The organism is Nocardia farcinica, from assembly GCF_001182745.1.
Lineage (GTDB): Bacteria > Actinomycetota > Actinomycetes > Mycobacteriales > Mycobacteriaceae > Nocardia > Nocardia farcinica.
This window is the reverse complement of record NZ_LN868939.1, coordinates 223,436-247,837: the sequence shown is the minus strand read 5'-3', so window position 1 is coordinate 247,837 and position 24,402 is coordinate 223,436. Positions and strand designations below refer to the sequence as shown.

The 24,402-nt window shown below is 68.5% G+C and carries 23 protein-coding genes and 1 pseudogene; 11 read left to right on the top strand and 13 right to left on the bottom strand.

Annotated elements, in window-relative coordinates; genetic code table 11:
• Window positions 1–317: 317 nt before the first annotated feature.
• Window positions 318–1,460 carry a helix-turn-helix domain-containing protein gene (locus tag AMO33_RS18255; protein WP_060593695.1) on the bottom strand — a complete coding sequence of 381 codons (1,143 nt, stop codon included), beginning with the start codon at window positions 1,458–1,460 and terminating at the stop codon, window positions 318–320.
• Between the two features lie 14 nt (window positions 1,461–1,474).
• The gene (locus AMO33_RS18250; RefSeq protein WP_006902557.1) at window positions 1,475–2,440 is read right to left on the bottom strand and encodes an alpha/beta hydrolase fold domain-containing protein; all 966 of its coding nucleotides are present in this window, start codon (window positions 2,438–2,440) and stop codon (window positions 1,475–1,477) included.
• A gap of 179 nt (window positions 2,441–2,619) precedes the next feature.
• On the opposite strand from AMO33_RS18250, the gene AMO33_RS18245 reads away from it, so the two are divergent.
• On the top strand, window positions 2,620–3,801 hold the full coding sequence (locus AMO33_RS18245; protein WP_006902556.1) for a serine hydrolase domain-containing protein: 1,182 nt from the start codon (window positions 2,620–2,622) through the stop codon (window positions 3,799–3,801).
• Between the two features lie 699 nt (window positions 3,802–4,500).
• On the opposite strand, the gene AMO33_RS30495 is transcribed toward AMO33_RS18245, so the two are convergent.
• Together AMO33_RS30495 and AMO33_RS18240 are read right to left on the bottom strand one after the other, a co-directional pair.
• Complete coding sequence (locus tag AMO33_RS30495) at window positions 4,501–4,638, bottom strand: helix-turn-helix domain-containing protein (protein WP_019288304.1); 138 nt, start codon at window positions 4,636–4,638, stop codon at window positions 4,501–4,503.
• 90 nt (window positions 4,639–4,728) lie between these two features.
• Window positions 4,729–5,894 (bottom strand): IS3 family transposase gene (locus tag AMO33_RS18240; RefSeq protein ID WP_373457302.1). Its coding sequence is split into 2 segments (ribosomal slippage): window positions 4,729–5,612 and window positions 5,612–5,894, totalling 1,167 coding nucleotides; the frame shifts between segments, so codons are not numbered across the junction.
• Window positions 5,895–5,963: 69 nt separating this feature from the next.
• On the opposite strand from AMO33_RS18240, the pseudogene AMO33_RS18230 reads away from it, so the two are divergent.
• Window positions 5,964–6,614, top strand: a pseudogene (locus AMO33_RS18230) (IS3 family transposase); the annotation flags it as partial.
• Between the two features lie 338 nt (window positions 6,615–6,952).
• Here the strand turns inward: AMO33_RS18230 and AMO33_RS18225 are convergent.
• Window positions 6,953–7,159: a DUF397 domain-containing protein gene (locus AMO33_RS18225; protein ID WP_011207023.1), complete on the bottom strand. Its 207-nt coding sequence runs from the start codon at window positions 7,157–7,159 to the stop codon at window positions 6,953–6,955.
• Window positions 7,156–8,049, bottom strand: a complete 894-nt coding sequence (locus tag AMO33_RS18220; protein ID WP_076573949.1) for a helix-turn-helix domain-containing protein — start codon at window positions 8,047–8,049, stop codon at window positions 7,156–7,158. The genes AMO33_RS18225 and AMO33_RS18220 overlap by 4 nt, the downstream gene beginning before the upstream one ends.
• Before the next feature lie 648 nt (window positions 8,050–8,697).
• Between AMO33_RS18220 and AMO33_RS18215 the strand changes: the two genes are divergently transcribed.
• A complete protein-coding gene (locus AMO33_RS18215; RefSeq protein WP_307582837.1) occupies window positions 8,698–9,807 on the top strand; it encodes a cytochrome P450 in 1,110 nt (369 codons plus the stop codon).
• Window positions 9,808–10,254: 447 nt separating this feature from the next.
• Here the strand turns inward: AMO33_RS18215 and AMO33_RS18210 are convergent, their stop codons facing one another.
• Window positions 10,255–11,136, bottom strand: coding sequence for a sigma-70 family RNA polymerase sigma factor (locus tag AMO33_RS18210; protein ID WP_060593692.1), 882 nt, complete (start codon window positions 11,134–11,136; stop codon window positions 10,255–10,257).
• Window positions 11,137–11,418: 282 nt separating this feature from the next.
• Between AMO33_RS18210 and AMO33_RS18205 the strand changes: the two genes are divergently transcribed.
• From AMO33_RS18205 to AMO33_RS18190, 4 genes are all read left to right on the top strand, one after another.
• Window positions 11,419–12,591: a serine hydrolase domain-containing protein gene (locus AMO33_RS18205; RefSeq protein ID WP_060593691.1), complete on the top strand. Its 1,173-nt coding sequence runs from the start codon at window positions 11,419–11,421 to the stop codon at window positions 12,589–12,591.
• Between the two features lie 41 nt (window positions 12,592–12,632).
• Window positions 12,633–13,073: a DoxX family protein gene (locus tag AMO33_RS18200; RefSeq protein WP_011207029.1), complete on the top strand. Its 441-nt coding sequence runs from the start codon at window positions 12,633–12,635 to the stop codon at window positions 13,071–13,073.
• A 39-nt stretch (window positions 13,074–13,112) separates the two neighbouring features.
• Window positions 13,113–13,619 carry a carboxymuconolactone decarboxylase family protein gene (locus tag AMO33_RS18195; protein ID WP_060593690.1) on the top strand — a complete coding sequence of 169 codons (507 nt, stop codon included), beginning with the start codon at window positions 13,113–13,115 and terminating at the stop codon, window positions 13,617–13,619.
• 123 nt (window positions 13,620–13,742) lie between these two features.
• Entirely contained in the window at window positions 13,743–15,050 is a 1,308-nt protein-coding gene (locus tag AMO33_RS18190) for an NtaA/DmoA family FMN-dependent monooxygenase (RefSeq protein WP_060593689.1), read from the top strand.
• A 71-nt stretch (window positions 15,051–15,121) separates the two neighbouring features.
• Here AMO33_RS18190 and AMO33_RS18185 read toward each other — a convergent pair whose 3' ends face one another.
• Window positions 15,122–15,991: a helix-turn-helix transcriptional regulator gene (locus AMO33_RS18185; protein WP_060593688.1), complete on the bottom strand. Its 870-nt coding sequence runs from the start codon at window positions 15,989–15,991 to the stop codon at window positions 15,122–15,124.
• A gap of 101 nt (window positions 15,992–16,092) precedes the next feature.
• Here AMO33_RS18185 and AMO33_RS18180 point away from each other — a divergent pair, with 101 nt between their 5' ends.
• Window positions 16,093–16,863: an SDR family oxidoreductase gene (locus AMO33_RS18180; RefSeq protein ID WP_060595029.1), complete on the top strand. Its 771-nt coding sequence runs from the start codon at window positions 16,093–16,095 to the stop codon at window positions 16,861–16,863.
• Between the two features lie 64 nt (window positions 16,864–16,927).
• On the opposite strand, the gene AMO33_RS18175 is transcribed toward AMO33_RS18180, so the two are convergent.
• The gene (locus tag AMO33_RS18175) at window positions 16,928–17,566 is read right to left on the bottom strand and encodes an isochorismatase family protein (protein WP_060593687.1); all 639 of its coding nucleotides are present in this window, start codon (window positions 17,564–17,566) and stop codon (window positions 16,928–16,930) included.
• Between the two features lie 144 nt (window positions 17,567–17,710).
• Here AMO33_RS18175 and AMO33_RS18170 point away from each other — a divergent pair, with 144 nt between their 5' ends.
• Window positions 17,711–18,664 carry a GlxA family transcriptional regulator gene (locus AMO33_RS18170; protein ID WP_060593686.1) on the top strand — a complete coding sequence of 318 codons (954 nt, stop codon included), beginning with the start codon at window positions 17,711–17,713 and terminating at the stop codon, window positions 18,662–18,664.
• Window positions 18,665–18,784: 120 nt separating this feature from the next.
• Here the strand turns inward: AMO33_RS18170 and AMO33_RS18165 are convergent, their stop codons facing one another.
• The 4 genes from AMO33_RS18165 to AMO33_RS18150 all read right to left on the bottom strand — a co-directional run bounded on the left by AMO33_RS18165 (window position 18,785) and on the right by AMO33_RS18150 (window position 22,363).
• The gene (locus AMO33_RS18165) at window positions 18,785–19,879 is read right to left on the bottom strand and encodes an NAD(P)H-dependent flavin oxidoreductase (protein WP_060593685.1); all 1,095 of its coding nucleotides are present in this window, start codon (window positions 19,877–19,879) and stop codon (window positions 18,785–18,787) included.
• Window positions 19,876–20,637, bottom strand: a complete 762-nt coding sequence (locus AMO33_RS18160) for a CoA-transferase subunit beta (protein ID WP_060595028.1) — start codon at window positions 20,635–20,637, stop codon at window positions 19,876–19,878. Before AMO33_RS18160 ends, AMO33_RS18165 begins: the two co-directional genes overlap by 4 nt.
• 71 nt (window positions 20,638–20,708) lie before the next feature.
• A complete protein-coding gene (locus AMO33_RS18155) occupies window positions 20,709–21,590 on the bottom strand; it encodes a CoA transferase subunit A (protein ID WP_179946654.1) in 882 nt (293 codons plus the stop codon).
• Window positions 21,590–22,363 carry an enoyl-CoA hydratase family protein gene (locus AMO33_RS18150; RefSeq protein WP_011207042.1) on the bottom strand — a complete coding sequence of 258 codons (774 nt, stop codon included), beginning with the start codon at window positions 22,361–22,363 and terminating at the stop codon, window positions 21,590–21,592. The genes AMO33_RS18155 and AMO33_RS18150 overlap by 1 nt, the downstream gene beginning before the upstream one ends.
• Before the next feature lie 52 nt (window positions 22,364–22,415).
• On the opposite strand from AMO33_RS18150, the gene AMO33_RS18145 reads away from it, so the two are divergent.
• Window positions 22,416–23,210 carry an SDR family oxidoreductase gene (locus tag AMO33_RS18145; protein ID WP_060593683.1) on the top strand — a complete coding sequence of 265 codons (795 nt, stop codon included), beginning with the start codon at window positions 22,416–22,418 and terminating at the stop codon, window positions 23,208–23,210.
• Window positions 23,211–23,259: 49 nt separating this feature from the next.
• The gene (locus tag AMO33_RS18140; RefSeq protein WP_060593682.1) at window positions 23,260–24,168 is read left to right on the top strand and encodes an SDR family oxidoreductase; all 909 of its coding nucleotides are present in this window, start codon (window positions 23,260–23,262) and stop codon (window positions 24,166–24,168) included.
• The last annotated feature ends 234 nt before the right edge of the window (window positions 24,169–24,402 follow it).

Here is a 24,402-nt window from a genome sequence, read left to right as displayed (position 1 = left end):
CCGCTGGAGCTTGGTCCCCGTGGGCGCGTGCCACGTCGATGTCGCGGCCCTGCCGACCCAATTCAGACGACAAGGCCCGTGTCCAGGCGTCCCGTAGGCGGGGTAGCCCGGACGCGGACCAGTCGCGTCTACGTCGGCGGCTCATTGCACGTAGGCGCCGCGGCTGTTCGGCCACACCGCGGCGTCGGCGGCGGGCGGGACCTCGCCGGTGTTGTGGTCGTAGAGGTTCGCCATGGTTACTTCCTTTGTGACGGCGCTCATCGGAAATTCTCCAGTGATGCTGCCACCTTGTCCCCTATCTCCTGACCGGATACCGCTCAGGACAGGTGCTCGACCTCCCCGCCGGCTTCCCTGGCATAGGACTCGGCCTCGGCGAGTTCGGCAGCAGAGAATGCTCGTGTCGCGGCGACGTTGCCGGGTGCCGCAGCCGCCGGCAGGTCGAGGACTGTCGACGTACGCAAGCGATGTAGCAGGAACGCTGCCCCGAGCCGGCTACGCCCGAATCCCTCGAACGGGTTGAACCCGAGTGTCGCAGTGATGGTATCGATCCTGCCCTGAAGAGTGCTGTGGTGGATGTTGAGCAGTCGCGCCGCTTCCCGAACGGACTGCGCAGCGACGACGGCGTCGATCGTCTCCATCCCCCAGGCGTAGTGTGCGATGGCTTCGACGCGGTCGGCGTCGCTGTGCGGAGCGTGCTCATCGGCGTCGGCAAGCAGTTCGATCAGACCCCCGTAGGAGTCGGCAACGACCTGGGGTTCCTTCGGCGCTCGGCACAGGCGCAGAGCGACCATCGCGGTCCGGAACGACCGATCCAACGAGTCCGGCGACGTGGCCGTTCCGATACCGCACGGCGAAGCGCCGAACGGCGGGTACCGCTCCGGCACAACGACGGCGTGGACCGGACCGAACGGGGTGGCGATCACGTCCTCCGGGCCGGCGGGATGATTGCGCCACACCGCGAACAGCGGTGCCACAACGAGGCGATACATGCCCGTTGCCGACAATCCGAGCGCACTCGCCGCGGTCAAGCGCTCGTCGGGAGTGCTCTCGCGACCGGTGAGTATGCCGAGGTGGCGGCGATTGTCGATCTCCCGGGCTCCACGCCCATTCCGGATCCGCACGGCCAGTGCCAGGCGCTCGAGGATGAGTGCGTCGTTCGGCCCAGCAGCACCGTCGCGTTCGAGCCAGACATCGATGCCGTCCTCCGACGCCACGTGCAGATTGGAAGAATCTGTCGGCGATTCACCCTGCACTGCTTCTCCTTTCGGAGTGACTCGTAGAGTCCGTGGCGGGACGCTCTGCCGGGACCCTGCAGTACAACCGGCCAGCGCGGCGGCGGTTGCCAGCAGGGCACGGGTGTTGACGTTGCCGACGATCAACTCGTCGAAGCACGCGATGACGCGCAGACCGAGACTGGCACTGGGATCGAGGCGAGCGATCCGACCGAGTAGCTCTTGCATGTCCGTTCCTGCCCTCAGTCCGCAAGGATTTTCTCGACCCAGGTGTTGCGGGTCCGGATCATGGACCGGCCCACACCGGTATGCGGGGCGAAGATGTCGCACGCGTGGAAGGCACCGGACCATACGTGCAGCTCGGCATCGCCACCGGCTTGCCAGATCCTGTTGGCGTAGTCGATCGCCTCGTCCCGGAAGATCTCGGCCGCGCCGACGTCGATGAAGGCCGGCGGCAACCCACGCAGATCCCGCGCGCGGGCCGGGGCGGCATACGGAGAGACAAAATCGGTGCCCCGCTGTTCACCGAGCAGCGCGGTCCAGCCGGTTTCGTTGCTGATCCGGTCCCACACACCGATACCGTCGAACTGCTCGATCGAGGCGGTCATGCACCGGTCGTCGAGCATCGGATAGTCGAGCACCTGCCCACACAACCGGGGACCACCGCGATCCCGCGCAGCCAGCGCGAGACCGGCTGCCAGTCCGCCACCGGAGCTGGCACCGGCGACCAGGATTCGGTCCGCCCGCACGTCCAGATCGGTGACATGCGCAGCCAACCACTCCAGGGCGGCATACATGTCCTCACGCGGGCAGGGGTCGGGATACTCAGGGGCCAAACGATAATCGACCGTGACAAGGACCGCCCCCAGTTCGGTCACCCAGTCCAGCACCAGATCCAGGCCGCTGAACATGTCTCCGAACATCAACCCTCCGGAGTGCGCGTACAGCACCGCAGGACGGGGCCCGCTGACGTCCCGGGAACGAAGCACCGCAGCGGTGACGGCAGCGCCATCGCCCCCTGAGAAGGTCACTTCGTTCACCGCGATCCGGCGGCGGTCGAATTCCTCGTCCATCGGAGGGGACGCATAGGACGTACGCATGAACTCGATCAGGTCCGCAGTGACGGTCGGAGGGAACATGCCGCCTACAACAGCCAATCCCGCCTTGAGTTCGGCATCGAATGGTGGATGGGGCACGGCTCGGGCCATCGTCACGTCACCTCCTCGAAGACTCGGATCGAGAATACGGCGGCCCTTCGACTGAGGGACCCGCCATTCGGCGGGGAAACAGAGCGAAACTGCGCCGCCACGGCGGTTGAGACGTCCATCACACGTTCGTAAAACTTGGAGCAGCGTCACTGTCGACCGAACGAGAGGAACAACCTCGCATGTCCGATACCCAGCGCGTCGTCGACGCAGCCCGCGAAGCCATCCACGCCACGGTGAACAGCGGTGCCGTGCCCGGAGTAGTGGCGGGCATGACGAACGGCCAAGAAACTATGTTCATCGAGTCCGCCGGGGTGCGGTCTGTCGACAACGACCAGCCGATGACCGATGACACCGTCTTCAGCATCTTCTCGACCACCAAGGCGCTCACCGGCACCGTGGCGCTGCAACTCGTGGAGTCCGGTGATCTCGACCTTGATTCCCCGGCCGAGGAGTACGCGCCCGCGATCGGCGAACTCCAGGTCATCGAGGGCTTCGACTCGAACGGCGAGCCGCTGCTGCGAGCACCGAAGACCGACATCACGACCCGCCAACTACTGCTGCACACCGCCGGCTTCGGATACGACTTTTTCAACGAGACGTACAACCGCCTCGCCGAGAACCATGGTCAGCCCAGCATCGTCACCGCCACCAAGGACGCGCTCAAGACACCGCTGCTGTTCGATCCCGGCACCCAGTGGGAGTACGGCGCGAATATCGACTGGGCAGGCCAGGTGATCGAAGGCATCGTCGGCACCCGCCTCGGCGAGGCGCTGAAGACACGAGTCCTCGACCCACTCGGCATGACATCGACGTCCTTCACTCCGTCCGACGACATGCGCGCGCGTCTGGCGACCATGCACCAGCGCACCGACGACGGGCTCCAGGCCACCGATTTCGTCATCCCTACCCCGCCCGAGGTCGACATGGGTGGGCACGGACTGTTCTCCACCGTCGGTGACTACCTCGCCTTCATCCGGATGTGGCTCAACGACGGCAAGGCAGACGACGGCACCGTCATCCTCCGCCCCGACACCGTCGAGTGGGCGACCAGAAACGACCTCGGCGACCTGACCGTGAAGATGCTTCCGGGTGTCATCGGGTCGCTGTCGAACGACGCCGAGTTCTTCCCTGGCCAGCGCAAGGGCTGGTGCTACACGTTCATGACCAACGAAACCGAAGCACCCACGGGCCGTCCCGCAGGCTCTCTCGCCTGGGCAGGCCTGGCCAACCTCTACTACTGGATCGACCGGCACAACAAGATCGGAGGCTACTGGGCGACGCAGATCTTCCCGTTCGCCGACCCCGGCTCGCTCGGTGGTTACCTCGACATGGAGACCGCCGTCTATCGAGCCCTTTCCTGACCCGGTTCCATCCCAGGCCGCGGCATCGGACATCGACCTCGATCCGTTGACCGCTCGCGTAACCGGTGCGCTCGCCGAACAGCCACACGACGACATCAACGAGATCGGGTGAAATCCCCCACCCGACGCACGGAAACCACACCGCTGCGGGTGTCGAAACACCCGCAGCGGTGTGGTGTTGCCACGCCGTTCGAGGTCTGGGTGCAACAGGTCGAGCGCGAACACCATCTCCCACGGGCTTGCCGCAAGGGCGATCGATTTCCCGAGGTCGCCCGGAGACGAACCATCCTGCACCCTGATACTCGGCCATGAGTCCGGTCGGGCTGTGCTGCATACCGATTGCGAGAGAGCAGCCCACCTGCCCTGCAAGCGCGCGCCACCGCCACGCTTGCCCAGGGCGTAGGCAGCTCGACACCACAAACAGATACAACAACGACATCGTGTGTGTTCAACTGTGCCCCGGCACCGCGGTCGGCCTCCGGCATGATCGACCACCACGCGATCGTGCGTGAATTCGATGGTCAGGACTACACATTCAGCCACACCTCCCCGGGCAGACTGAACTACCCGAGCACCTGCGATCAGACCTGGTGCGTCGGAAACCTGCTCTCCGGCATGAAATCAACTGCACCTCCCGACAGTCACCGCTACCGGACGCAAGGCCATAGGACGACTCTCGGATCACCGCATTCTGCGCGATCACACGTGGATGCCGAACGTGTCGATCTTGCGGTAGAGAGACGACCTCGCGATCCCCAGTAACTTCGCGGCGGCGACGCGATTGCCACCGCTGTCCCGTAGCGCAGCCACTATGGCATCGCGCTCGACTCTTTCCATTGCCGTCATCGTCCGGCGAGGCGCGGAGCTGAGCGCTGAAGGCAGATCAGCTACTGCGATCGGGGCTGGTGCACGAACAGGTGACAGTGGTTAGGCAGCGTGTCGGGCTGCCGGGGTCATGATCGCTTCGTACTCGATCGGGGTCAACCGGCCGAGCCGGTCCTGGCGCCGCCGCCGGTGGTAGGTGCGCTCGATCCAGACCACGATCGCGATCCGGAGCTGTTCACGGGTGCCCCAGCCGCGCCGGTCCAAGACGTTGCGTTGCAGCAGGCTGAAGAAGCTCTCCATCGCCGCGTTGTCACCCGCGGCGCCGACCCGGCCCATCGAGCCCACCATGCGAAACCTGTTCAGCGTGTGCACGAAGCGCCGCGAACGGAATTGCGACCCTCGGTCGGTGTGGACCACGCAGCCAGCCACCTCACCGCGGCGAGCGACCGCGTTGCGCAGAGCGGTCACCGCCAGCCGCGAGGTCATCCGGGAGTCGATCGAATAGCCGACGATCCGACCGGAGAACACGTCCTTGACCGCGCAGATATAGAGCTTTCCCTCACCCGTCCGATGCTCGCTGATATCGGCCAGCCACAACCGATTCGGGCGATCAGCGGTGAAGTCCCGGTGGACTCGGTCGTCGTGGACCGGTGGTCCTGGCCGTTTTCCCGAGCCGCGGCGGGGTTTGCCGAACGCACTCCACCACCGGTTCGCCGAGCAGATCCGCCACGCTGTCCGACCGGCCATCGGCTCACCCGCGGCACCGGCTTCGTCGGCGAGGAACCGATAGCCGAATTCCGGGTCGTCGCGGTGAGCGTCGAACAGGGCGTTCGCCCGGTAGGCCTCGGCGAGTTCCGCGGCGGTGACCGGGCTCGCCAGCCACCGATAGTAGGGCTGGCGAGCGAGCTCGAGCACCCGGCACGTCACCACGACGGGTATCCCGTCGGCGGCGAGCTCTTTCACGAGCGGGTAGATCTTTTTCCCGGCAGCTGAGCCTGGGACAGATAGGCAGCGGCCCGGCGCAGGACCTCGTTCTCCTGCTCGAGCAGCCGGTTACGGCGCCGCAGTTCCCGCAACTCAGCCGACTCCGAGGTCGTTGCTCCCGGCTTCACGCCCTCGTCGACATCAGCTTGGCGCATCCATTTCGACAAGGTCATCGGATGGATCCCGAAGTCGGCGGCGATCTGGTCCAGGGTCACCCCTTCGTCGCGGTTGCGGGCAACGCGGACGACGTCGTCACGGAACTCGCGGGGATAGGGCTTGGGCACGATGACATCCTTCCAGGCCCGCCTCCCGGCAAGCCAGATCGATGACACCTATCCCTGCAGCAGCCCCCCGCGATCGCCGCGCGCAAAGCGGGCTTCACGGTCAACAACAAACGCATCCGCCGCCTGTGGCGCGAGGAGGGGCTGCGAGTTTCCCAGCGCCGCAGGAAGAAACGGCTCACCGGAATCGGGACCGCGGTTGGGGCGATGTGCCCAATCCGGCCGAACGTGATCTGGGCGATGGACTTCCAATTCGACACCACCGCCGACGGCCGAACCATCAAAATGCTCAACGTGATCGACGAGTTCACCCGCGAAGCCCTGGCGATCCACGTCGACCGCGTCATCAACGCCGATGGCGTGGTTGACGTTCTCGACCGCCTGGCCCTGATACATGGTCCACCGTGCTACGTGCGGTTCGACAACGGACCGGAATTCGTCGCTCACGCCGTCAACGACTGGTGCCGATTCAACGGCACCGGATCACTATTCATCGACCCCGGCTCCCCGTGGCAGAACGCCTGGATCGAATCGTTCAACGGCCGCCTGCGCGACGAGCTGCTCAACTCCTGGCCCTTTGACTCCCTGCGCGAAGCCCGGGTCATCATCGAAGACTGGAGGATCGACTACAACGCCAACCGACCCCATTCGGCCCACCACGGACTCACCCCCGCCGAGTTCGCCCTACAGTGGACCACGACCCACCAACCCCAAGCCGCATAGCGACTGGACCATCGAATGGGTCCCCCTCAATTCCGCAAGAGTCCGTGGACATTGCTGAGACGCACGCGGGACTCATTGGCTGGGACGTGGGGGCGCGAGGATTTCGGCGCCCGACGATGCCACCGTGATTTCCGATGGCCGCCAGTGCCAGGGTACGACGCTGAGTGCTCGACGCCTTCTTCCAGCACACCAGCCAGGGAGTAGACGCCCGCGAGATCGACGCGGGGCAGCGTAACGATCGGGTGATTCGAATACTGATCTAGAAGCAACGGTGGAACGGCCTCGCCTCAGTTGGACGAGGCGAGGCGTTCCACTTTCATTGGGCAACGCTCCGATACTCAGGGCCGGTCGAACTGGCCGTCCCGCACCCCGGCGAGAAAGGCATCCCATTCGGCCGGAGTGAAGGTCAAGACGGCTCCGCTCGGGTTCTTGGAGTCGCGCACACGGACCCCACCGTTGTCCATGTGGGCGATCTCGACGCACTCGCCGCCCGCGTTGCTGAATGTGCTCTTGAACCAGTGTGCGCCGGATAGGTCTGCACTCACGCTGTGTACTCCTTCGCGATCTGTCCCACCAGTTCCCTGGTGCTCTCTTCGTCCAGCGCTACTCGCTGGATGTCCTCTGCGGCCGCTCGGTGGAGCGCGACCAGTGCATCCTCCTCGAGGAACAGCGCGCCGGTGTAGCCCTCCACGTACACGATCGGTGGTTCCGGTTCCACGTGCACCGAAAGCGGCGGGAAGTACAGGAGGACGAAGCTCTGTGTGCGCAGGCCCATATGCGGCCCCGCCGTGAAGGGGACGACTCGAAGAGAGACATTGGGCAAGCGGCTGACATCGATGAGGTGGTGCAACTGCTCGGCCATCACCTCGGCACCCCCGATCTGGTGGCGAAGGGCAGCCTCGGAGAGCAGCGCGTTCAGTTGGAGGCCGGGTGACTCGATAAGTCGATGCTGCCGCCGCGCAAGCAGTTCCAGCCGCCGTTCTACGTCGACGGCGGTTACCGCCGGATCGGTGGTGCTCTCGATCCAGCGTCGGTAATTGACCGTCTGCACGAGACCGGGCAAGAGCGTCAGCTGGAATGCGGTCACCCGATCGCTCGCCTGCTCGAGGCTCATGTAGTGGTTGAAATGCGGATTGACCACGTCGGAGTACGCGCGCCACCACCCCTGCGTCGAGACGCTGTCGTTGATCGCCCGCACCTCCCTGTGCAACTCGAGCACTTCCTCTCGCTCCGCCTCACTCGCCCCGTAGAGGTCGAGCAGTTCCCGGTACTGCGCGGTGCTGATCCGTGCGGGCCTTCCCACCTCCACGCGGCCGATCGTCTGCTTGGACACCTCGATGCGCGTGCCCGCGGCGAGCTGGCTCTTGTTCGCCCGCTCTCTGAGCTCGCGCAGCCTTCGGCCGAGCGCTCGCCTGGGAAGTGTCGAACCTGTCATCCTCCGTGCCTCCCTACCAGGGTAGGTCCACCACGCACCGGCGCGTGGTGGACCGTGCCTTCGTGGACCGGTCCTTCGTGCACCGCCCCACGATGGACGACCAACGAGTTTCGTGCGAATTGGCTTGCGAGGCACCAATTCTAGGTTGATTCAGTGTGTACTTGAGGGGCTTCGGCGGTGGGGGAAACCGGGGCTCGGCGATATCGCGGCAAATCCAACACCCTTGTGTCCAGAGGATCTGAGATGCCTGTGTACGAATTGTGTCTGCTCCTTGCGGTTCTGCCGCTGGCGGCCCTCGGCGTGCTCGTGCCGTTCCTTGCCGCGTCACGAAAGTCGGCGCGACTGCTTCCATTGCAGCCCAACGAGTTCCGTCGGCGACGGGCTGATGTGGTCGGTCCTTCGGTTCGGTACGACGGCCGAGTGGGTGCCGGCAACCTCGACCGCCCCAGCGTCCGATACGGCGTGAAACCGGCGGCGCCCTCCCCGTCGATCGGCCCGCACAACAGCATTACCCCCAGCAAATGCCCCATCGGACGCGGCTCGCCACCCGACGCCGACAACACTGCCCGTGTTCCGCTCTACACCGCGCAATTCGCAGCCGACCCGCACTCCGCCTACGCCCGAATGCGAGCACACTTCGGAGCGCTGGTGCCGGTCTGGTTGGCACCGGGCGTTCCCGCGACCCTGGTGATCGGCTACTGGACCGCACTGAAGATCCTCAACGACCCAGAGCATTTCCCGGCCGATCCCAGCTCCTGGCAGCGCGGCATCTCGCCGGACTGCCCGGTCCTGCCGATGATGCGGCAGCGTCCGAATGCCCAGCGCAGCAGCGGTGGTCGGCACGCTCGGTATCGCGCGGCCGGTGTGGACGCTCTGCGCCGCGTGAACACGGCCGCGCTGCGCACCGGGGTCGAGCGCAGCGCCTTGCGGTTGATCGACGGGTTCAGCCGCGCGGGTCGGGCCGATCTGCTCGGCGACTACGCGCGCCCGCTGGTCTTCGAGGTAATCGGTGAGCTGATCGGGTGCGATCCCGATATCGGCGCGCGAGCCGCCGCCGGGATCGCGATGATGTTCGATTCCACGGTCGATGCTCCGCGGGGAGACCGGTTGGCGGTGACGGCGTTGGGCGAGCTCGTCGCCCGCAAGCGCGGCCGGCCGGGAGACGACCTCACGTCCTGGCTGCTCGCGCACCCGGCCGACCTGGACGACGCGGAAGTGATCCACCAGCTGGTCGGCCTGTGCGCGGCGGCGGGTGAGCTGTTGACGAATCTGATCGCCAACACGGCGTTGTCGATGATGAGCCGCCCGGATTTCGGGGGCCGGGTCGCCGCGGGTGCGGTCTCGACTCGGGAGGCACTGACCTACGTGTTGTTCCGCGATCCGCCGTTGGCGAACTTCTGCATGTCCTACCCGCGGCAGCCGCAGCTCATCGGCGATACCTGGGTGCCCGCCCATCAGCCGATCGTGATCAGCCTGGCCGCCTGCAACAACGATCCGGCCGTGATGGGCGGCGACCTCTTCGGCAACGAGTCGCATCTGGGTTTCGGCGCGGGTCCGCACCGCTGCCCCGCGCGGGCCCTGGTCGAGCTGATCGCCGGTGCGGCGATCGAACAGCTTCTCGACGTCCTGCCCGAAATCGGATTGGCGGTTCCCGTCGACCGGCTCCGCTGGCGGCCGGGACCGTTCCATCGCTCCCTACGAGCGCTGCCGGTCGTCTTTCCTCCCGTTCCGTCCCCGTCGGCTCCGGCCCTCCGCTGAGCGTTAGGCGATCACTCATGAACGACTCGCACACAACTCCCGCACCTGGTCGGCCCGACCCGACCCGGCGGGGCGCGCCTACGTCCGCCGGCCTCTCGCCGATCGGCGCCGTCGTCCCGCTCGCTCGGGCATCCATTCTCCGCGCCACCGCCGACGAGCACCGCCACGACAACCCGCGTTGGCCGACGCGCTCACCTCGGGACGCCGCGAACGCACTGGAACTCCACGGCGACTGCGCGTGGCACTGCTCCACCAAGGTCGCCGCTCTCCTGGTCAGCCGGGACGACTACCGGTACTTCCGCGACCGCGTCCGGACGGACGGAACCGTACGGTCGCTCTCGGACTGCTGAATCTCGCGGTCGGCGCCGAGGCCGACCGGCACACGCTGGGCGAACTCGCCGCCGCGCACGGCTGCCGCGCGGGGAAGCGGCATGCCGACCGCCCTCGTCAATTCAGCACCGCGGTCAGGTCGAGGCGGGCCAGACGAGCGGGGTCGGAGAGGATGTCGATCGCGGTGATGCGGTCGTTGGCGACGGTGAAGCCGATGACGGAGAACGGGGCGCCCTCGACGGTGTTGACCAATCCCGTACCGCCGTTGACCACTGCCGGGTGAACAGTGCAGAGGGTGGCCATGCGCTGGAACGTTTCGGCTTGCCCGGCCACGGCGGCCGCGCCGCGGATCACGCGCATCGCTTCGCCGGCGTCGGCGCGCAGCACCACGTCGGGGTCGAGGAGTTGCAGGAGTTCGTCGAAGTCGCCACCGCGGGCGGCGGTGAGGAAGGCGTCCACGACGCGGCGTTGCCGGGGCAGGTCGGGATCGGGGGCCGGTGTCATGCCCTGGACTCGGCGGCGCGCTTGGCTGGCCAGCTTCTTCGCGGTCTGTGGAGTGCGGTCGACGATGGGGGCGATCTGCTCGTAGGGCATGGCGAACATGTCGTGCAGGACGAACGCGAGTCGTTCGGCCGGGCTCAGTGATTCCAGCACCACCAGCAGCGCCAGCCCCACCGAATCGGCCAGCAGTGCTTCGTGTTCCGGGTCGGAGGTGTTCTCGCCGAGAATCACCGGGTCCGGCAGATGCTCGGTCTCGAGGGGCTCCTCGTGGCGGGTCTTGCGGGCGCGCAGCATATCCAGGCAGACCCGGCCCACCACGGTGGTCAGCCAGCCGCCGAGATTATCGACATCGCCGGTATCGGTGCGGGCCAGCCGCAGCCACGCCTCCTGCACGGCATCGTCGGCATCGGAGAGCGAGCCGAGCATCCGGTAGGCGACCGCCCGCAGATGGGTGCGGTGCTCTTCGAAACGGTCGGCCAGGTACTGCTCATCGTGCACGGGGTCCTCCTCGGTTTTCGTCCCGTACCGATGACGAACGGGCGACGGGAAACGTGACCCTAACCGTTTTCGCGTGCAGGCCGCCGGGGTCGTGGGCCGGGAACACGGCCCCGGCGGCCCCAGACCGGCTACCCAGCGGGTCTACCTGCTGCTTCTCGTGCTGCGGTCACGTTTACCCACCGCCGTCCGTCAGTGCACCAGAAGTCGAATCGCGGCGAACTCCGGAGCCGAAGACCTCCCGCCGCGTGAACCCCATCAGCTGCTATCGAAGGGAACAGCACAGTGCAAGCGATCGAAGTACACGGCACCGTCGCCGACGGATATGAGCAGGTGCGCGCCGAGTTCGCCGCCGTCGTCGCCGAGGAGGACGGGGAATCGGGTGCGCAGCTGGCCGCGTTCGTGCGGGGCCGGAAGGTGGTGGACCTGTGGGCCGGGCGCGAGGTGTCCGGCACCACCCTCACGGGTCTGCATTCCACGAGCAAGGGCGCGGCCGGGCTGGTGGTGGCGTTGCTGATCCAGGACGCGGCCCTCGATGTCGACCGGCCGGTGGCCCACTACTGGCCACGGTTCGCCGCAGCGGGCAAGGACCGCATCACGGTGCGTGACGTGCTGGTCCACCGCTCCGGAGTGGTAGGGGCCGACGGTGGTTTCACCGTCGACGAGCTCGCCGACGAGCGTGTTGTCGCCGAGCGATTGGTCGGTCAGCGACCCTTCTTCGAACCGGGGTCGGTGCACGGCTACGGCGGGTTCGTCACCTACGCCATCATCGGCGAAGTCGTGCGCGCGGTCACCGGAAGCACCATCCAGGAGCACTTCGAGCAGCGCATCCGCGCACCGTACGGACTAGATGTGTATCTGGGCCTGCCGGCCGAACTCGATCACCGCTACCTGCCGATCCTGCCCTGGCGGGCCACACCGGAGATGGAGGCGGCCTTCGACGCGAACTCGCCCAATCCGCACGGGATCGCGGGTGTGTCCTACAACCTCAACGCCCGCGGTTTCACCGCCGCCGACGTCATGGCCCTGCCCAACGACGCGAAACTGCGCCGCCTCGGCCAAGGTTCGGCCGGCGGGGTCGGCAGTGCGCACGGCGTGGCAGCGATGTACGCGGCGGCCACCACCGGCATCGGTGATCGGGAACCGCTGCTGTCGCTGGAGACCATCGCCACCATCTCCGCCATCCATTCCCACGGTCCGGATCTGGTGCGCGGGGATCGCGTCGCCTACACGCTGGGTTTCGAAGCCAAATCCCTGCTGTATCCCTTCCTGGGCGCGCACGCCTTCGGGCACACCGGCTCCGCCGGCTCCGACGGATTCGCCGACCCGCACAGCGGCTTGGCCTACGGCTACACCCGCCGCCGCGCCGCCTTCGCCTTCAACGCCCCCGAAAACGCCCGGCTCGCCGCCGCCCTGCACCGCGCCGCGACCACCACCGGTCTCGCGACCGCCGCCTGACCCCAGCGACCACCCCTCTCACTGTCTGGAGCAACACGACCATGTCCACTCGCACCACCACGATGCTCACCCGCGGCCTCGAACTCGCCCGCTGGGTCCCCGTCACCGCCGTGCTCGCCGAAACCGCCGTGGGCGCCTACTGGGATCTGGCCCGGATCTCCTACGTCCGCGAATCCTTCGACCACCTCGGCTATCCCCTCTACTTCGCCACCATCCTCGGCGTCGCGAAGACCGCCGCACTCGCCGCGATCCTGACCCCCGGGCACCCGCGGACGAAGGAATGGGCCTACGCCGGGCTGGTCTTCGTCTACGGCGGCGCCGCCGCCTCGCACATGGCCGCCGGTGACGGCCCCGACAAGTGGGCGATGCCCGTGTTCTTCGCCGCCGCCACCTTCGCCGCCCGCGCCTGGCTGCCGCGAGGCGGATCCCTCACCGCCGCACTGCGCGCCCTCGGCACCACCGCTCGCCCCCAGACCGCCTGACCACACAGTTTTCACCCCAACAGAGAAGGAAGTATCACCATGAGCATCACCACCCAGCAGCGCGACGGCTCCCGGCTGCCCAACCCCCAGCAGCTCGTCCCCGAACTCGGCGAGATCGGTGCCGCACTGTTCAAAGCCACCGGCAACGGGACGATTCCCCGGACCACCATCGGCCTCGTCCAACTGCGGGCCGGCCAGGTCGTCGGCAGCACCTACCTGGCGATCCTGCACGCCGGGAACCTGCGCGCTGCCGGGGAAACCGAGGAACGGATCGCCGCGGTCGCGACCTGGCGCGACGCTCCCTACTACAGCGACGCGGAACGCGTCGCGCTCGCCCTGGTGGAAGCGGTGCTGCAACCGACAGCACAGGGTGAGCGGGTCCCCGAGGAGCTCTACGCCCTCGCCACCGAGTACTACGACGACAAGGCCCTTGCCACCCTCGCCATCGCCATCGGGCAGGTGAACTTCTTCGTCCCGCTGGCACTGATCGGACAGCCGCTGCCCGGCCGGGCCCCGGCCGAACAATGGACCCCCGTGTCCGCCTGACACATCGAACGTGGCGACGGGCCGCTCGGCCGTGACGGCCCGTGCCGCCAGGCCGTATTCCCGCCGAATCACCGGGACGCCAACCCTGTTCGGCCGCCTTCCACCCGGCCTACCGTCGGTCGGGTGGGAGAGCAGAACACGCGTCGCAGGCCACTGAAGACCGTCACCGGGGTGAGCGGGGGAGAGGACATCTACGCGGCGGCGGTGGACCCGGCCCGATCCACGCTCGCCTCCGCGCTGGACGTCGCGAAGATCGCCGAGGACAACAGAATCGACGCGCTCTTCGCGGCCGACCTGCTCAGCTTCGGTAAGCAGGGGGCCATCGGCGCGCAGGAGCCGTTGATCTATCTGGCGGCGTTGAGCGCGGTCACCTCGCACGTGGGGCTGATCGCCACCGTCACCACCACTTTCCACCACCCCTACAACCTGGCCAGGCTGTTCGGCACGCTCGATCACGTGAGCAACGGGCGGGCGGCCTGGAACGCGGTCACCTCCTCCCTCGGCGAGGAGAACTACGGCGACGAGGGGCTGCCCAGCCCCGAGGAGCGTTATGCCCGCGCCACCGAATCGCTCGAGGTGGTCAACGCGCTGTTCGACTCCTGGCAGCCGGGGGCACTGGTCTCCGACGGCGCGGGCGGCGCGAAGCTGGACCCGGGCCTGGTCCGCCCGATCGACCACCGCGGCCGGTACTTCACCGTCGCCGGCCCGCTCAACATCCCACCGCTGCCGCAGCGCAGGCCGGTGCAGTTCCAAGCCGGACAGTCGGTGGGCGGCGTCGAACTCGGCGCTCGGTTCGCCGAAGTCGTCTTCACCTCGCTGGCCACCCTCGACGACGCCCTGGACTACACCACACGAATCCGCGCCAGAGCCAAGGAACTCGGTCGCCCCGACGGCCTGCCCCTCATCTTCAGCTCGCTGCACGCCACGTTCGGCGCCACCGAAGCCGAGGCGGCCCGCCTGGCCCGCGACCGTGACGAGGCCACCGACTTCGAGGAAGGCCGCCTGCGCCTGGCCGACATGCTCGGCGGCGGCGTCGACCTCACCGACCTGCCCCTCGACAAGCCGCTACCCGAATCCTTGCTCCCCGCCGTCGAATCGGTGAACCGCCGCCGCGGCCGGGTCGAGATCTTCACCGAACTCGCCCGCTCCGGCCGCACCCTGCGCGAACTCATCATCGCTGCCAAGGACACCGGCCACTGGGCGGCCGCAGGCACGCCCGAACAGCTCGCCGACGCGGTCGAGGAACGCTACGCGGCAGGCGTCCTCGACGTCATCGGCCTCGGCGGGCTCGGCGATCCGCGGACCAGGGATTTCGTCACCAACGGACTGCTCCCCGAACTGCGCCGCCGCGGCATCGTCGGCACCGACTACGTCGGCGGAACCTTCCGCGAGAATCTCGAACTCCCCGCCCTGCCGGATCAGCGGCACTGAACACTCGGCGCGCCACGAACCCCGCCGGGTGAGGACCCCACCCGGCGTGTGCTTGCGATTGATCGCTGCGGTCAGCTCCGGCGTTCGCTGCCCGGCAGCGCCAGGGGGACGAGCGGCCGGGTGCCTTCGGCGAGTTCGCGGAAGACCGCTTCGGCGGGTGAGCCGGGATCGGCGCAGTACACGATGATCCGCTGATCGCTGTCCGGTAGGTGCAGCACCTGGCAGTCGAATTCGAGCACGCCCAGGTCCGGATGGGTGACGCACTTGCGGTGGTTGCGGCGTTCGGCGACGTCCTGGGCGGCCCACATCTCGGCGAAACGCGTCGAGGTGCCGAGCAATTCGGTCACCAGGGCGGACAGGCGGGGATTGCCGGGGTAGCGGGCGTAGGCGGCGCGCAGGTCGGCGACGGTGGTCGTGGCGAACTGCAGGGTCTCGGGATCCGACCAGCTCGGGTCGTCGGCCGGGCGGCGGAACGCCCAGCGCACCATGTTGCGGTCGGATTCGGGGGTGTCGGTGAGGTCGGAGATGAAGAACACGGCCATGGCGTTCCAGGCCAGGATGTCGTAGCTCGCGTCGACCACATAGGCGGGCATGGTGGTCAACCCGTCCAGGATGGTGCGGACCGCGGGGGAGACAGTGCGATCGGGGCCGGCCACGACGGGCGGCGGGTGCCCCGCGGTGCGGAACAGATAGTTGCGTTCGTCGGCGGTGAGCATCAACGCCCTGGCGAGCGCGCCGACCACCTGCGCCGAGGGGTGCGGGCCGCGCGCCTGCTCGAGGCGCACGTAGTACTCGACGGAGATGCCCGCCAATTGCGCGACTTCTTGCCGCCGCAGGCCGGGGGTGCGGCGGGGGCCGGTCTGCGGCAGCCCCACATCGGAGGGTTGCAGATCGGCACGGCGCGCCCGCAGGAACGCCGCCAGATCGGTCCGGTTCGCCATGTTCCCAGTGTGCGCGCCCGCGACCGGGTCAGGGTGGTACCGGTGATACCACGCTCGCCCGGCCCTCCCCGGCCGCCGAACGCGCTGCAACCGTGGTGGCCATGACGCACAACGACACCGCCACCATCGCGCTGATCACCGGAGCCAACAAGGGCCTCGGCTACGAAACCGCCCGCGCCCTGGCCGCGCGGGGCTGCACCGTCCTGGTCGGCGCCAGGGATCCCGAGCGCGGGCGCGCCGCCGCCGAGAAGCTGGCCGCCGACGGCGGTGACGTCCGGTTCGTCCGGCTGGACGTCACCGACGCCGCCACGATCGCCGAGACCGCCGCCTACCTCGAGGCGGAGTTCGGCAGGCTGGACATCCTGGTCAACAACGCCGCCATCACCGGGGGCTTCGACACCGGCCTGCTGCCCTCGACCACCTCGATCGACATCATGCGCACCGTCTACGAGACCAACGTGTTCGGACCGGTCGCGGTCACCAACGCGCTGCTGCCGCTGCTGCGCCGCGCCGAGGCCGCGCGCATCGTCAACGTCTCCAGCGAGGTCGGTTCGGTGCAGCTGATGAACGACCAGGACGGCCCGATGTGGCCGATGGTCTCGATCACCTATCCGTCGTCCAAGACGGCGCTGACCATGATCACCACCATGTACGCCAAGGAGCTGTGGGACACCCCGATCAAGGTCAATGCCGCCAACCCCGGGTACTGCGCCACGGATCTGAACCACAACTCCGGGTTCCGGACCCCCGAGCAGGGCGCCGAGCCGATCGTGCACCTGGCCACCCTGCCCGCCGACGGCCCCACCGGTCAGCTGTGGGGCTACCGGTGGGGCGCCACCGACGGGGTGGAATACGGTCCGTTGCCCTGGTGAGGGCGCCTTGGTCGACCTGGGCGCCGGCGCCACCGTTCCCGGCCAGGGACCGGCGCGTCGGCGCTCAGACCAGCGCCGCGGCCGACTGCCCCTGCTGTGCCGAGGCCACCAGGTTGCTCTTGCCCAGCGGCGCACCCGACGCCAGCGCCGACACCCACTCCGCGGTGCCGGCGACGGCGGCGAGATTCGACTGGAACAGCACCATCAACGTCTCGTGCAGGACCTGCGCCGACACCGCGCCCGCTTCGTTGGCCAGGTGGATCGCGCCGGTCGCGTCGGCGAGGATCTCGGCGGCGAAGCCCAGACCCTCCGCCTCCACCACGGTGGCGATGTCGCAGTTGTTGGTCATGTACCCGACGACGGTGATGGTGTCGACGCCGCGTTCCCGCAACCACTCGGCGAGATCGGTGCCCGCGAAGACGCTGCCGTACACCTTGTGGATGTGCTTGGTGTCCGGCGTGATCCGCTGCGCCACCTCGGGCCGCAGCGCCCAGCCGGGGGTGCCCTCGACGAACACCGGCGCGCCCTCGGGGGAGCGGTGCTGCACGACGGCGACCGGAATGTTGTGGGCCGCAGCGGCATCCATCGCGGCCACGATGTTGGCGAGAGACTCCTCGCGCGGCGGGTGCTGGACCTCGAGCGGGCCGCCGAAGTACTCCTGCTGAACATCGACGACGACGAGGGCGCGGTGTGCTGTGGTCATGGCTGCTTGTTCCTCCGTGGCGTTCCGACGTGCCGCGCGCCCCGGTGAGGCGCGCCGCTGACCGATTCTTCGGCACCCGCCGCACCGCCACGAGTGGCACGGATGCATACTTACGATGGAATCGGGCCAACCTCGGGAGTCGCCATGCAGATCGCCGTCTACGCCTTCGACGGGTTCCCCATGTTCCATCTCGCGGTGCCGCTCACGGTGTTCGGTGAGGTCGGCAGGCTCGCTCTGGCGGCGGACTGGCAGACCCGGCTGTGGTCCGACCGCGCCGGTTCCGTGCGCACCGCCGAGGGCTACCCGATCGGGGACGTCGCCGGGCCGGAGATCCTGGCGAGCGCCGACATCGTCGTCGTGCCCTCCTGGCTGCAATCGCTCGCGCCCGCGGGGGACGACCTGAAGAACCAGCTGATCGACGCCCACCGGCGCGGCGCGACGATCGCGGGCCTGTGCTTCGGCGCCTTCCCGCTCGCCGATGCCGGTCTGCTCGACGGACGCGCGGCCGTCACCCACTGGGAGGTGCTGCCGCTGCTCGCCGAACGCCGACCGGACACCTCGGTGGACGCTTCGGTGCTCTACATCGACCACGGCGACGTGCTCACCTCCGCGGGCACCGCCTCGGCCATCGACGCCTGCCTGCACCTGGTCCGCAAGCACCTCGGCGTGGCGGCGGCGACGCGGGTGGCTCGCAGCCTCGTCGTCGCCCCGCATCGCGAGGGCGGCCAGGCCCAGTACATCGAGCGCCCGCTCGCGCGCCCCGCCACCGACGGCGCGATCGGGGAGGTGCTGGACTGGGCCCTGGCCCACCTCGACCACCCGCTCACCGTCGACCTGCTCGCCGAGCGCGCCCGCATGAGCCGCCGCAGCTTCGTCCGCCACTTCCAGCAGGCCACCGGCACCACCCCCGCCCGCTGGATCCTCGACCGCCGCCTCGACGAAGCCCGCGCCCTGCTGGAAACCACCGACTGGCCCGTCGACACCATCGCCTCGGCCTGCGGCTTCGGCAGCCCCGTCACCCTCCGCCAGAACTTCGCCGCCGCCTACGGCACCACCCCCACCACCTACCGCCGCCGCTTCGCCCCCACCCCGGCATAGACCATGCCGACGCGCTCGTGGCCCGTCCCACCTCTCGGGGTCAGCAGGAGCAAGAACGAGTTCGGCCGGGGATGGAAAGGGCCCCGGAACCCAAGGGTTCCGGGGCCGGGGCGATGAGCCCTATTCCGCGGTGGCCGGGGCCGAGGCGCGGAGGGAGGCAAGGGCGTCCAAGCGTTCCTCGGCTTCGGTGACGATCCGTTCGATGAGTTCCTTGCAGGTGGGCAGGTCGTCGATGATGCCGGTGACCTGGCCGGCCGCGAGCACACCCGCCTGGGTGTTGCCCTCGACCAGGCCGGCGCGCAACAGCATGGGGGTGTTGGCGGCCATGATGACCTGAGACCAGGTGAGGTCTTTGGTCTTGCGCATGGCGAGGCCGTCCTTGACGATGGTGGACCACTTCATGCCGGTCATGCTCTTGAACCGGGCCGCGTTGGAGACCGCGGCGGCGAACCCGCGCCACCGGCCCGAATGCTCCAGGCGCTGCACCAGTTCGGTGTTGAGCACGCGGTGCGGCATGCCGTCGACCTTGAGGGAGACCACGGTGTCCTGCAGGTGGCGGTTCAGGTACTCCTGCTTCACGGCGTCGGGCACCGAACTGTCCTGGGTCAGCAGGAATCGGGTACCCATCGCCACGCCCGCGGCGCCGTAGGCCAGGGCGGCGGCCAGGCCGCGGCCGTCGAAGAAGCCGCCCGCCGCGACGACGGGGATGTCCACCGCGTCCAGCACGGAGGGCAGCAGCAGGGTGGTGGCGACCGGGCCGGTGTGCCCGCCGCCCTCGCCGCCCTGCACGATCACCGCGTCGGCGCCCCAGGAGGCCACCTTCACCGCGTGCTTGGCCGCGCCGATCGACGGGATCACCACCACCCCGGCGTCTTTCAGCTTCGCGATGAGGTCCTTCTTGGGCGCGAGCGCGAACGAGGCGACCTTGACGCGCTCGCGGATCAGCAGGTCGATGCGCTCGTTCGCGTCCGAGGCGTCGGCGCGGATGTTCACGCCGAACGGCCGGTCGGTCTGCGCCTTGGTCTTGGCGATCGCGGCCTCGAGTTCCTCGTAGGTCATCGTCGCCGAGGCGAGGATGCCGAGGCCGCCCGCGTTGGCGGTGGCCGAGACCAGGCTCGGCCCGGCCACCCAGCCCATGCCGGTCTGCACGACCGGGTGCTCGATGCCGACCAGGTCGGTCAGCGCGGTGCGCAGTCGCGGGGTCGGTGCGTTCACGACGAGGGCACCTCCTTCTCGCGGATCTTCTTGGGATCGAGCACTTCCCGGATGATGCGCAGTTCCTCGGCGGTGGGCTGCCTGGTCTGCGGCGCCTCACCGAGGCCGGCGACCTCGAAGGAGGTGTTCTCCGCGACTTCCTCGGGGGTGACGCCGGGATGCAGGCTGCGCGCCCGCATGGTGTGGCCGGGGCCCTCGAAGTCGAAGACGCCCAGGTTGGTCACCACCCGGTGCAGGTGCAGGAACCGGAAGGCCGGGTTGTCCTGATCCACCTTGTCGTAGCCGACCCCGCACACGATGTCCACGCGGTCGACGAAGACGCGCTTGCTGTGCCGGGCCACCCAGTAACTGGTCGGATGGTTGATGGTGTTGCCGGGCGCGCCACGCACACCGAACATCTGCCTGCTCGGCTGCTGGTGCGCGCCGAACGCCGACAGGTTCTGGTTGCCGTACCGATCGATCTGGTTGGCGCCCATCACCACGTGCCGACGCCCGGAGGCGACCACGTCGAACACCTTGCGGAACGGGATCCAGCCCTCGACCGGCGCCTTGCCGCCCAGCGGGGGAGTCTCGGCCAGCAGCAGCGCCTCGCCGTCGGAGAGCAGCAGGTCCGGCTCGGTGGTGAGCTTGGCCAGCCGGGCGCCGAGAGTCGCCATCGGCGTCATCGGCGAGGCCATGATCTCGCCCGCGCCCGCGAAGATCTCCGCGCAGGCGATCGCGCAGTACTCGGCCCTGGTCACGGTCTCTGTCGTAGTCATCACGCCTCCTGTGTTCTGCGGGACACCCGCACCCGGTCGGCTGCGATGAGTGCTTCGCGATGGTGTCTCATCTACGCCTCCTGGTCGGCGAACCGGCGGACGGCGGCCTGGTACTCGTCCTCCGAGACCGCCAGATAGGTGTCGACGAAGGTCTGCCAGCTCTCCGGCGACTTGGCCGCCTCCACGTAGTGGCGCTGGAACTTCTCGTCGCGGCCGTAGTCCTCACCGGCGAGGGTGAAGTGCGCGCCGCCGGGCGCCTCGACCACGCCGTCGACCATCATCCGGTTGAGCAGCAACTGCTGCGGCGGAACGGTTTTCACCAGTTCCTCGGTCTCCACCACGCGCTCCACCGACAGGTAGCGGCGCTCGGCGGCCAGGCAGTACAGGTCGTCGAAGTAGGGGTCGACGCCGAGATAGGCGGCGTTGCCGTGCTTGTCGCCGAGGTTCAGGTGCACCAGGGCCGCGTCGAGGGTGAGCGCGGGCATGGCGGTGAGGGTTTCGGGCGTGCCGTCGGGGCCCGGGTAGGGCGAGGTGACGGTCTTCAGCTCGCCTTCCCAGAAGGTGAACACGTCCGAGCCGAGTCCGGCGCGGATCGGCAGGAACGGCAGCCGGGCGGCGGCCGCCTGCAGCCCGCACTTGAGCATGCCCTCGTCCATCTCCCGGACCACCAGCTCACCGGAGGTGCGGGCCTTGCCGAACCAGGGGTCGTAGAACGGCGTCGAATCCAGCGAGACGAAGCCGTAGTAGGCCTTGCGCACCTTGCCCGCCGAGCACAGCAACCCCAGGTCCGGCCCGCCGTAGGTGACCACGGTCAGGTCGGTGAGGTCCGAGCGCAGGATGGCACGCACCAGCGCCATCGGCTTGCGCCGCGAACCCCAGCCACCGATGCCGATGGTCATGCCGCTGCGCAGCTCGCCGACCACGTCGTCGAGCGACATTCGTTTGTCTTTCATCACTGCTCCTGGTTTCCGGCCTTGCGTGCGGCGAGGTCGTCGTCGAAACGCGCGCGGATCTCGTCGGCGACGCCCGCCAGGTTGAGCTCGAAGGTGAAGCCCTGCTCGTAGCGGTAGCTGCGGTGCACGTCCTGCACATCGATGCCGTTGAGCGCGCGCTTGGCGGCCCGGATCACCCGGCCGTCCTTGGCGGCGATGTTCTTGGCCACCTCCATCGCGGCGGCGTCGAGTTCGGCGCGCGGCACCACCTGGTACACCGAGCCGTGGTGGTGCAACTGCTGGGCGGTGATCGTGCTCGCGGTGTAGAACAGCGCGCGCATCAGGTGCTGGGGGACCAGCCTGGCCAGATGGGTGGCCGCGCCGAGCGCGCCGCGGTCGACCTCGGGCAGGCCGAAAGTCGCGTCGTCGGAGGCGATCACCACGTCGGCATTGCCCACCAGGCCGATGCCGCCGCCCAGGCAGAAGCCCTGCACCACCGCGATCACCGGCACCGGGCAGTCGTACACGGCGCCGAAGGCCTCGAAGCAGCCGTGGTTGGCGTCGATGAGTGCCTGGTGGCCGGGCTTGCTCTGGATCTCCTTGATGTCCACCCCGGCGTTGAAGCCGCGGTTCTCCGCGCGCAGCACGACCACCTTGGTCTCCGGGTCGCGGCCCGCGGCGCGGACGGCGTCGGCGATGGCGAACCAGCCGTCGGTCGGAATGGCGTTGACCGGCGGATAGTCCACCGTGACCACGGTGATGCCGGTTGATTCGGTGTGACGGTTGATCCCCATCGCGGACCCTTCGTGGTTGGCAAAGCAAGCAGTTGCTTGGTAGGTTAGCACGGTGGGACTCGAAATCGACCTGTCCGATCGCGTCGTCTTGGTGACCGGCGGGGTGCGCGGCGTCGGAGCCGGAATCAGCAGGGCGTTCCTCGCCGCGGGAGCCACCGTCGTGGCCTGCGCCCGCAGGCCGGGTGAGCAGCCGGTGACCTACGAGGGCAGGCAGGCCCACTTCCTGCCCTGCGACGTGCGCGACGCCGCCGCGGTCCGCGCGCTGATCGAGACGCTGGTGGACACCCACGGCAGGCTCGACCACGTGGTCAACAACGCCGGTGGCGCGCCCTTCGCCTCGGCCGCCACCGCGAGCGTCAACTTCCACACCAAGATCATCGAGCTGAATCTGATGTCCGCCCTGTGGGTTTCGCAGGCCGCCAACGCGGTGATGCAGGACCAGCCCGAGGGTGGTTCGATCCTGATGATCTCCAGCCTCAGCGGCCACCGGCCCTCGCCCGGCACCGCCGCCTACGGCGCCGCGAAGGCGGGCGTCGACAGCCTCACGCAATCGCTGTCGATGGAGTGGGCGCCGAAGGTGCGGGTGAACTCCCTGATCGTCGGCCCGGTCGAGACCGAACTGAGCGAACTGCACTACGGCGACCGCGACGGCATCGAGGCCGTCGGCGCCACCATTCCACTGGGCAGGCTGGCCCGCCCCGAGGACGTCGGCCGCGCCGCGGCGTTCCTGGCCTCCCCGCTGGCCGCCTACATCAGCGGCGCGATGTTGCAGGTGCACGGCGGCGGCGAACGACCACCTTTCCTCGCCGCGTCCACCGCGGCCAACGGCGAGCAGCAGCGGGCCTGACTCGCACCGTCGAGCAATCCCGCACCGACCAACGAAAGAGGACAACGGAATGGACGAGCAGATCTGCGCGGGGCGCGTCGTCATCGTCACCGGCGCCGGACGCGGGATCGGCCGCGCGCACGCGCTGGCCTTCGCCGCCGCGGGCGCGCGCGTGGTGGTCAACGACGTCGGCACCTCGCTGCACGGCGACAGCACCGGGGAGACCCCGGCGCAGCAGGTGGTCGGTGAGATCACCGCGGCCGGTGGCGAAGCGGTCGCCAACGGCGACGACGTGGCCGACTGGGCCGGTGCGCGCAACCTGATCCGCCAGGCGGTGGACACCTTCGGCCGGCTCGACGTGCTGGTGAACAACGCGGGCTTCGTCCGTGACCGGATGCTCGTCAACCTCAGCGAGGAGGAGTGGGACGCGGTGATCCGGGTCCACCTCAAGGGTCATTTCGCCACCATGCGGCACGCCGCCGAGTACTGGCGCGGCGAAGCCAAGGCCGGGCGCCCGGTCGACGCGCGAGTGATCAACACCAGTTCGGGCGCGGGCCTGCAGGGCAGCGTCGGCCAGGCCAACTACGGCGCCGCCAAGGCCGGAATCGCCGGACTCACCCTCACCGCCGCGGCTGAGTTCGCCCGCTACGGCGTGACCGTCAACGCCATCGCGCCCTCGGCCCGCACCCGGATGACCGAGACCGTCTTCGCCGACATGATGGCCAAGCCCGAATCCGGCTTCGACGCGATGGCGCCGGAGAACATCTCCCCGCTGGTGGTGTGGCTGGGCAGCACCCAGTCGGCGGGCGTCACGGGGCGCATGTTCGAAGTCGAGGGCGGGAAGGTCGCCCTCGCCGACGGCTGGCGGCACGGTGTCGCGGTGGATCGCGGCGCCCGCTGGAATCCCGCCGAACTCGGCCCGGTCGTGGCCGACCTCATCGCCAAGGCCGCGCCGCCGGAACCGGTGTACGGAGCCTGATCCGGGGTTGCTACCTTTTCCTGCAGTCATGCGGGCGGCACATTAGGATGTGCACCCGTTGCACGAAAAGTCCCGGATGAAGTCGCGACCGGGCAAGATTTGCGCTGTACAGAGGGGAAGGCTGGCGCATGGCCGTTGGTCGCACGTTCCGTGCGTTGGCAGTAGCGAGTGCTGTTGCCGGCATTGCGCTGCTCGGTTCGGGAGGCGCCGCGGCCAAGCCGGACGGTGATCCCC

Excerpts from the sequence above, each read along its gene's own strand:
- AMO33_RS18255 (WP_060593695.1), bottom strand. The coding sequence starts at position 1,460 with ATGCAAGAGCTACTCGGTCGGATCGCTCGCCTCGATCCCAGTGCCAGT.
- AMO33_RS18245 (WP_006902556.1), top strand. The coding sequence starts at position 2,620 with ATGTCCGATACCCAGCGCGTCGTCGACGCAGCCCGCGAAGCCATCCAC.
- AMO33_RS18175 (WP_060593687.1), bottom strand. The coding sequence starts at position 17,566 with ATGACCACAGCACACCGCGCCCTCGTCGTCGTCGATGTTCAGCAGGAG.
- AMO33_RS30495 (WP_019288304.1), bottom strand. The coding sequence starts at position 4,638 with ATGGAAAGAGTCGAGCGCGATGCCATAGTGGCTGCGCTACGGGACAGC.
- AMO33_RS18250 (WP_006902557.1), bottom strand. The coding sequence starts at position 2,440 with ATGGCCCGAGCCGTGCCCCATCCACCATTCGATGCCGAACTCAAGGCG.
- AMO33_RS18160 (WP_060595028.1), bottom strand. The coding sequence starts at position 20,637 with ATGACTACGACAGAGACCGTGACCAGGGCCGAGTACTGCGCGATCGCC.
- AMO33_RS18155 (WP_179946654.1), bottom strand. The coding sequence starts at position 21,590 with ATGAAAGACAAACGAATGTCGCTCGACGACGTGGTCGGCGAGCTGCGC.
- AMO33_RS18140 (WP_060593682.1), top strand. The coding sequence starts at position 23,260 with ATGGACGAGCAGATCTGCGCGGGGCGCGTCGTCATCGTCACCGGCGCC.
- AMO33_RS18185 (WP_060593688.1), bottom strand. The coding sequence starts at position 15,991 with ATGGCGAACCGGACCGATCTGGCGGCGTTCCTGCGGGCGCGCCGTGCC.
- AMO33_RS18150 (WP_011207042.1), bottom strand. The coding sequence starts at position 22,363 with ATGGGGATCAACCGTCACACCGAATCAACCGGCATCACCGTGGTCACG.
- AMO33_RS18220 (WP_076573949.1), bottom strand. The coding sequence starts at position 8,049 with ATGACAGGTTCGACACTTCCCAGGCGAGCGCTCGGCCGAAGGCTGCGC.
- AMO33_RS18195 (WP_060593690.1), top strand. The coding sequence starts at position 13,113 with ATGAGCATCACCACCCAGCAGCGCGACGGCTCCCGGCTGCCCAACCCC.
- AMO33_RS18170 (WP_060593686.1), top strand. The coding sequence starts at position 17,711 with ATGCAGATCGCCGTCTACGCCTTCGACGGGTTCCCCATGTTCCATCTC.
- AMO33_RS18200 (WP_011207029.1), top strand. The coding sequence starts at position 12,633 with ATGTCCACTCGCACCACCACGATGCTCACCCGCGGCCTCGAACTCGCC.
- AMO33_RS18180 (WP_060595029.1), top strand. The coding sequence starts at position 16,093 with ATGACGCACAACGACACCGCCACCATCGCGCTGATCACCGGAGCCAAC.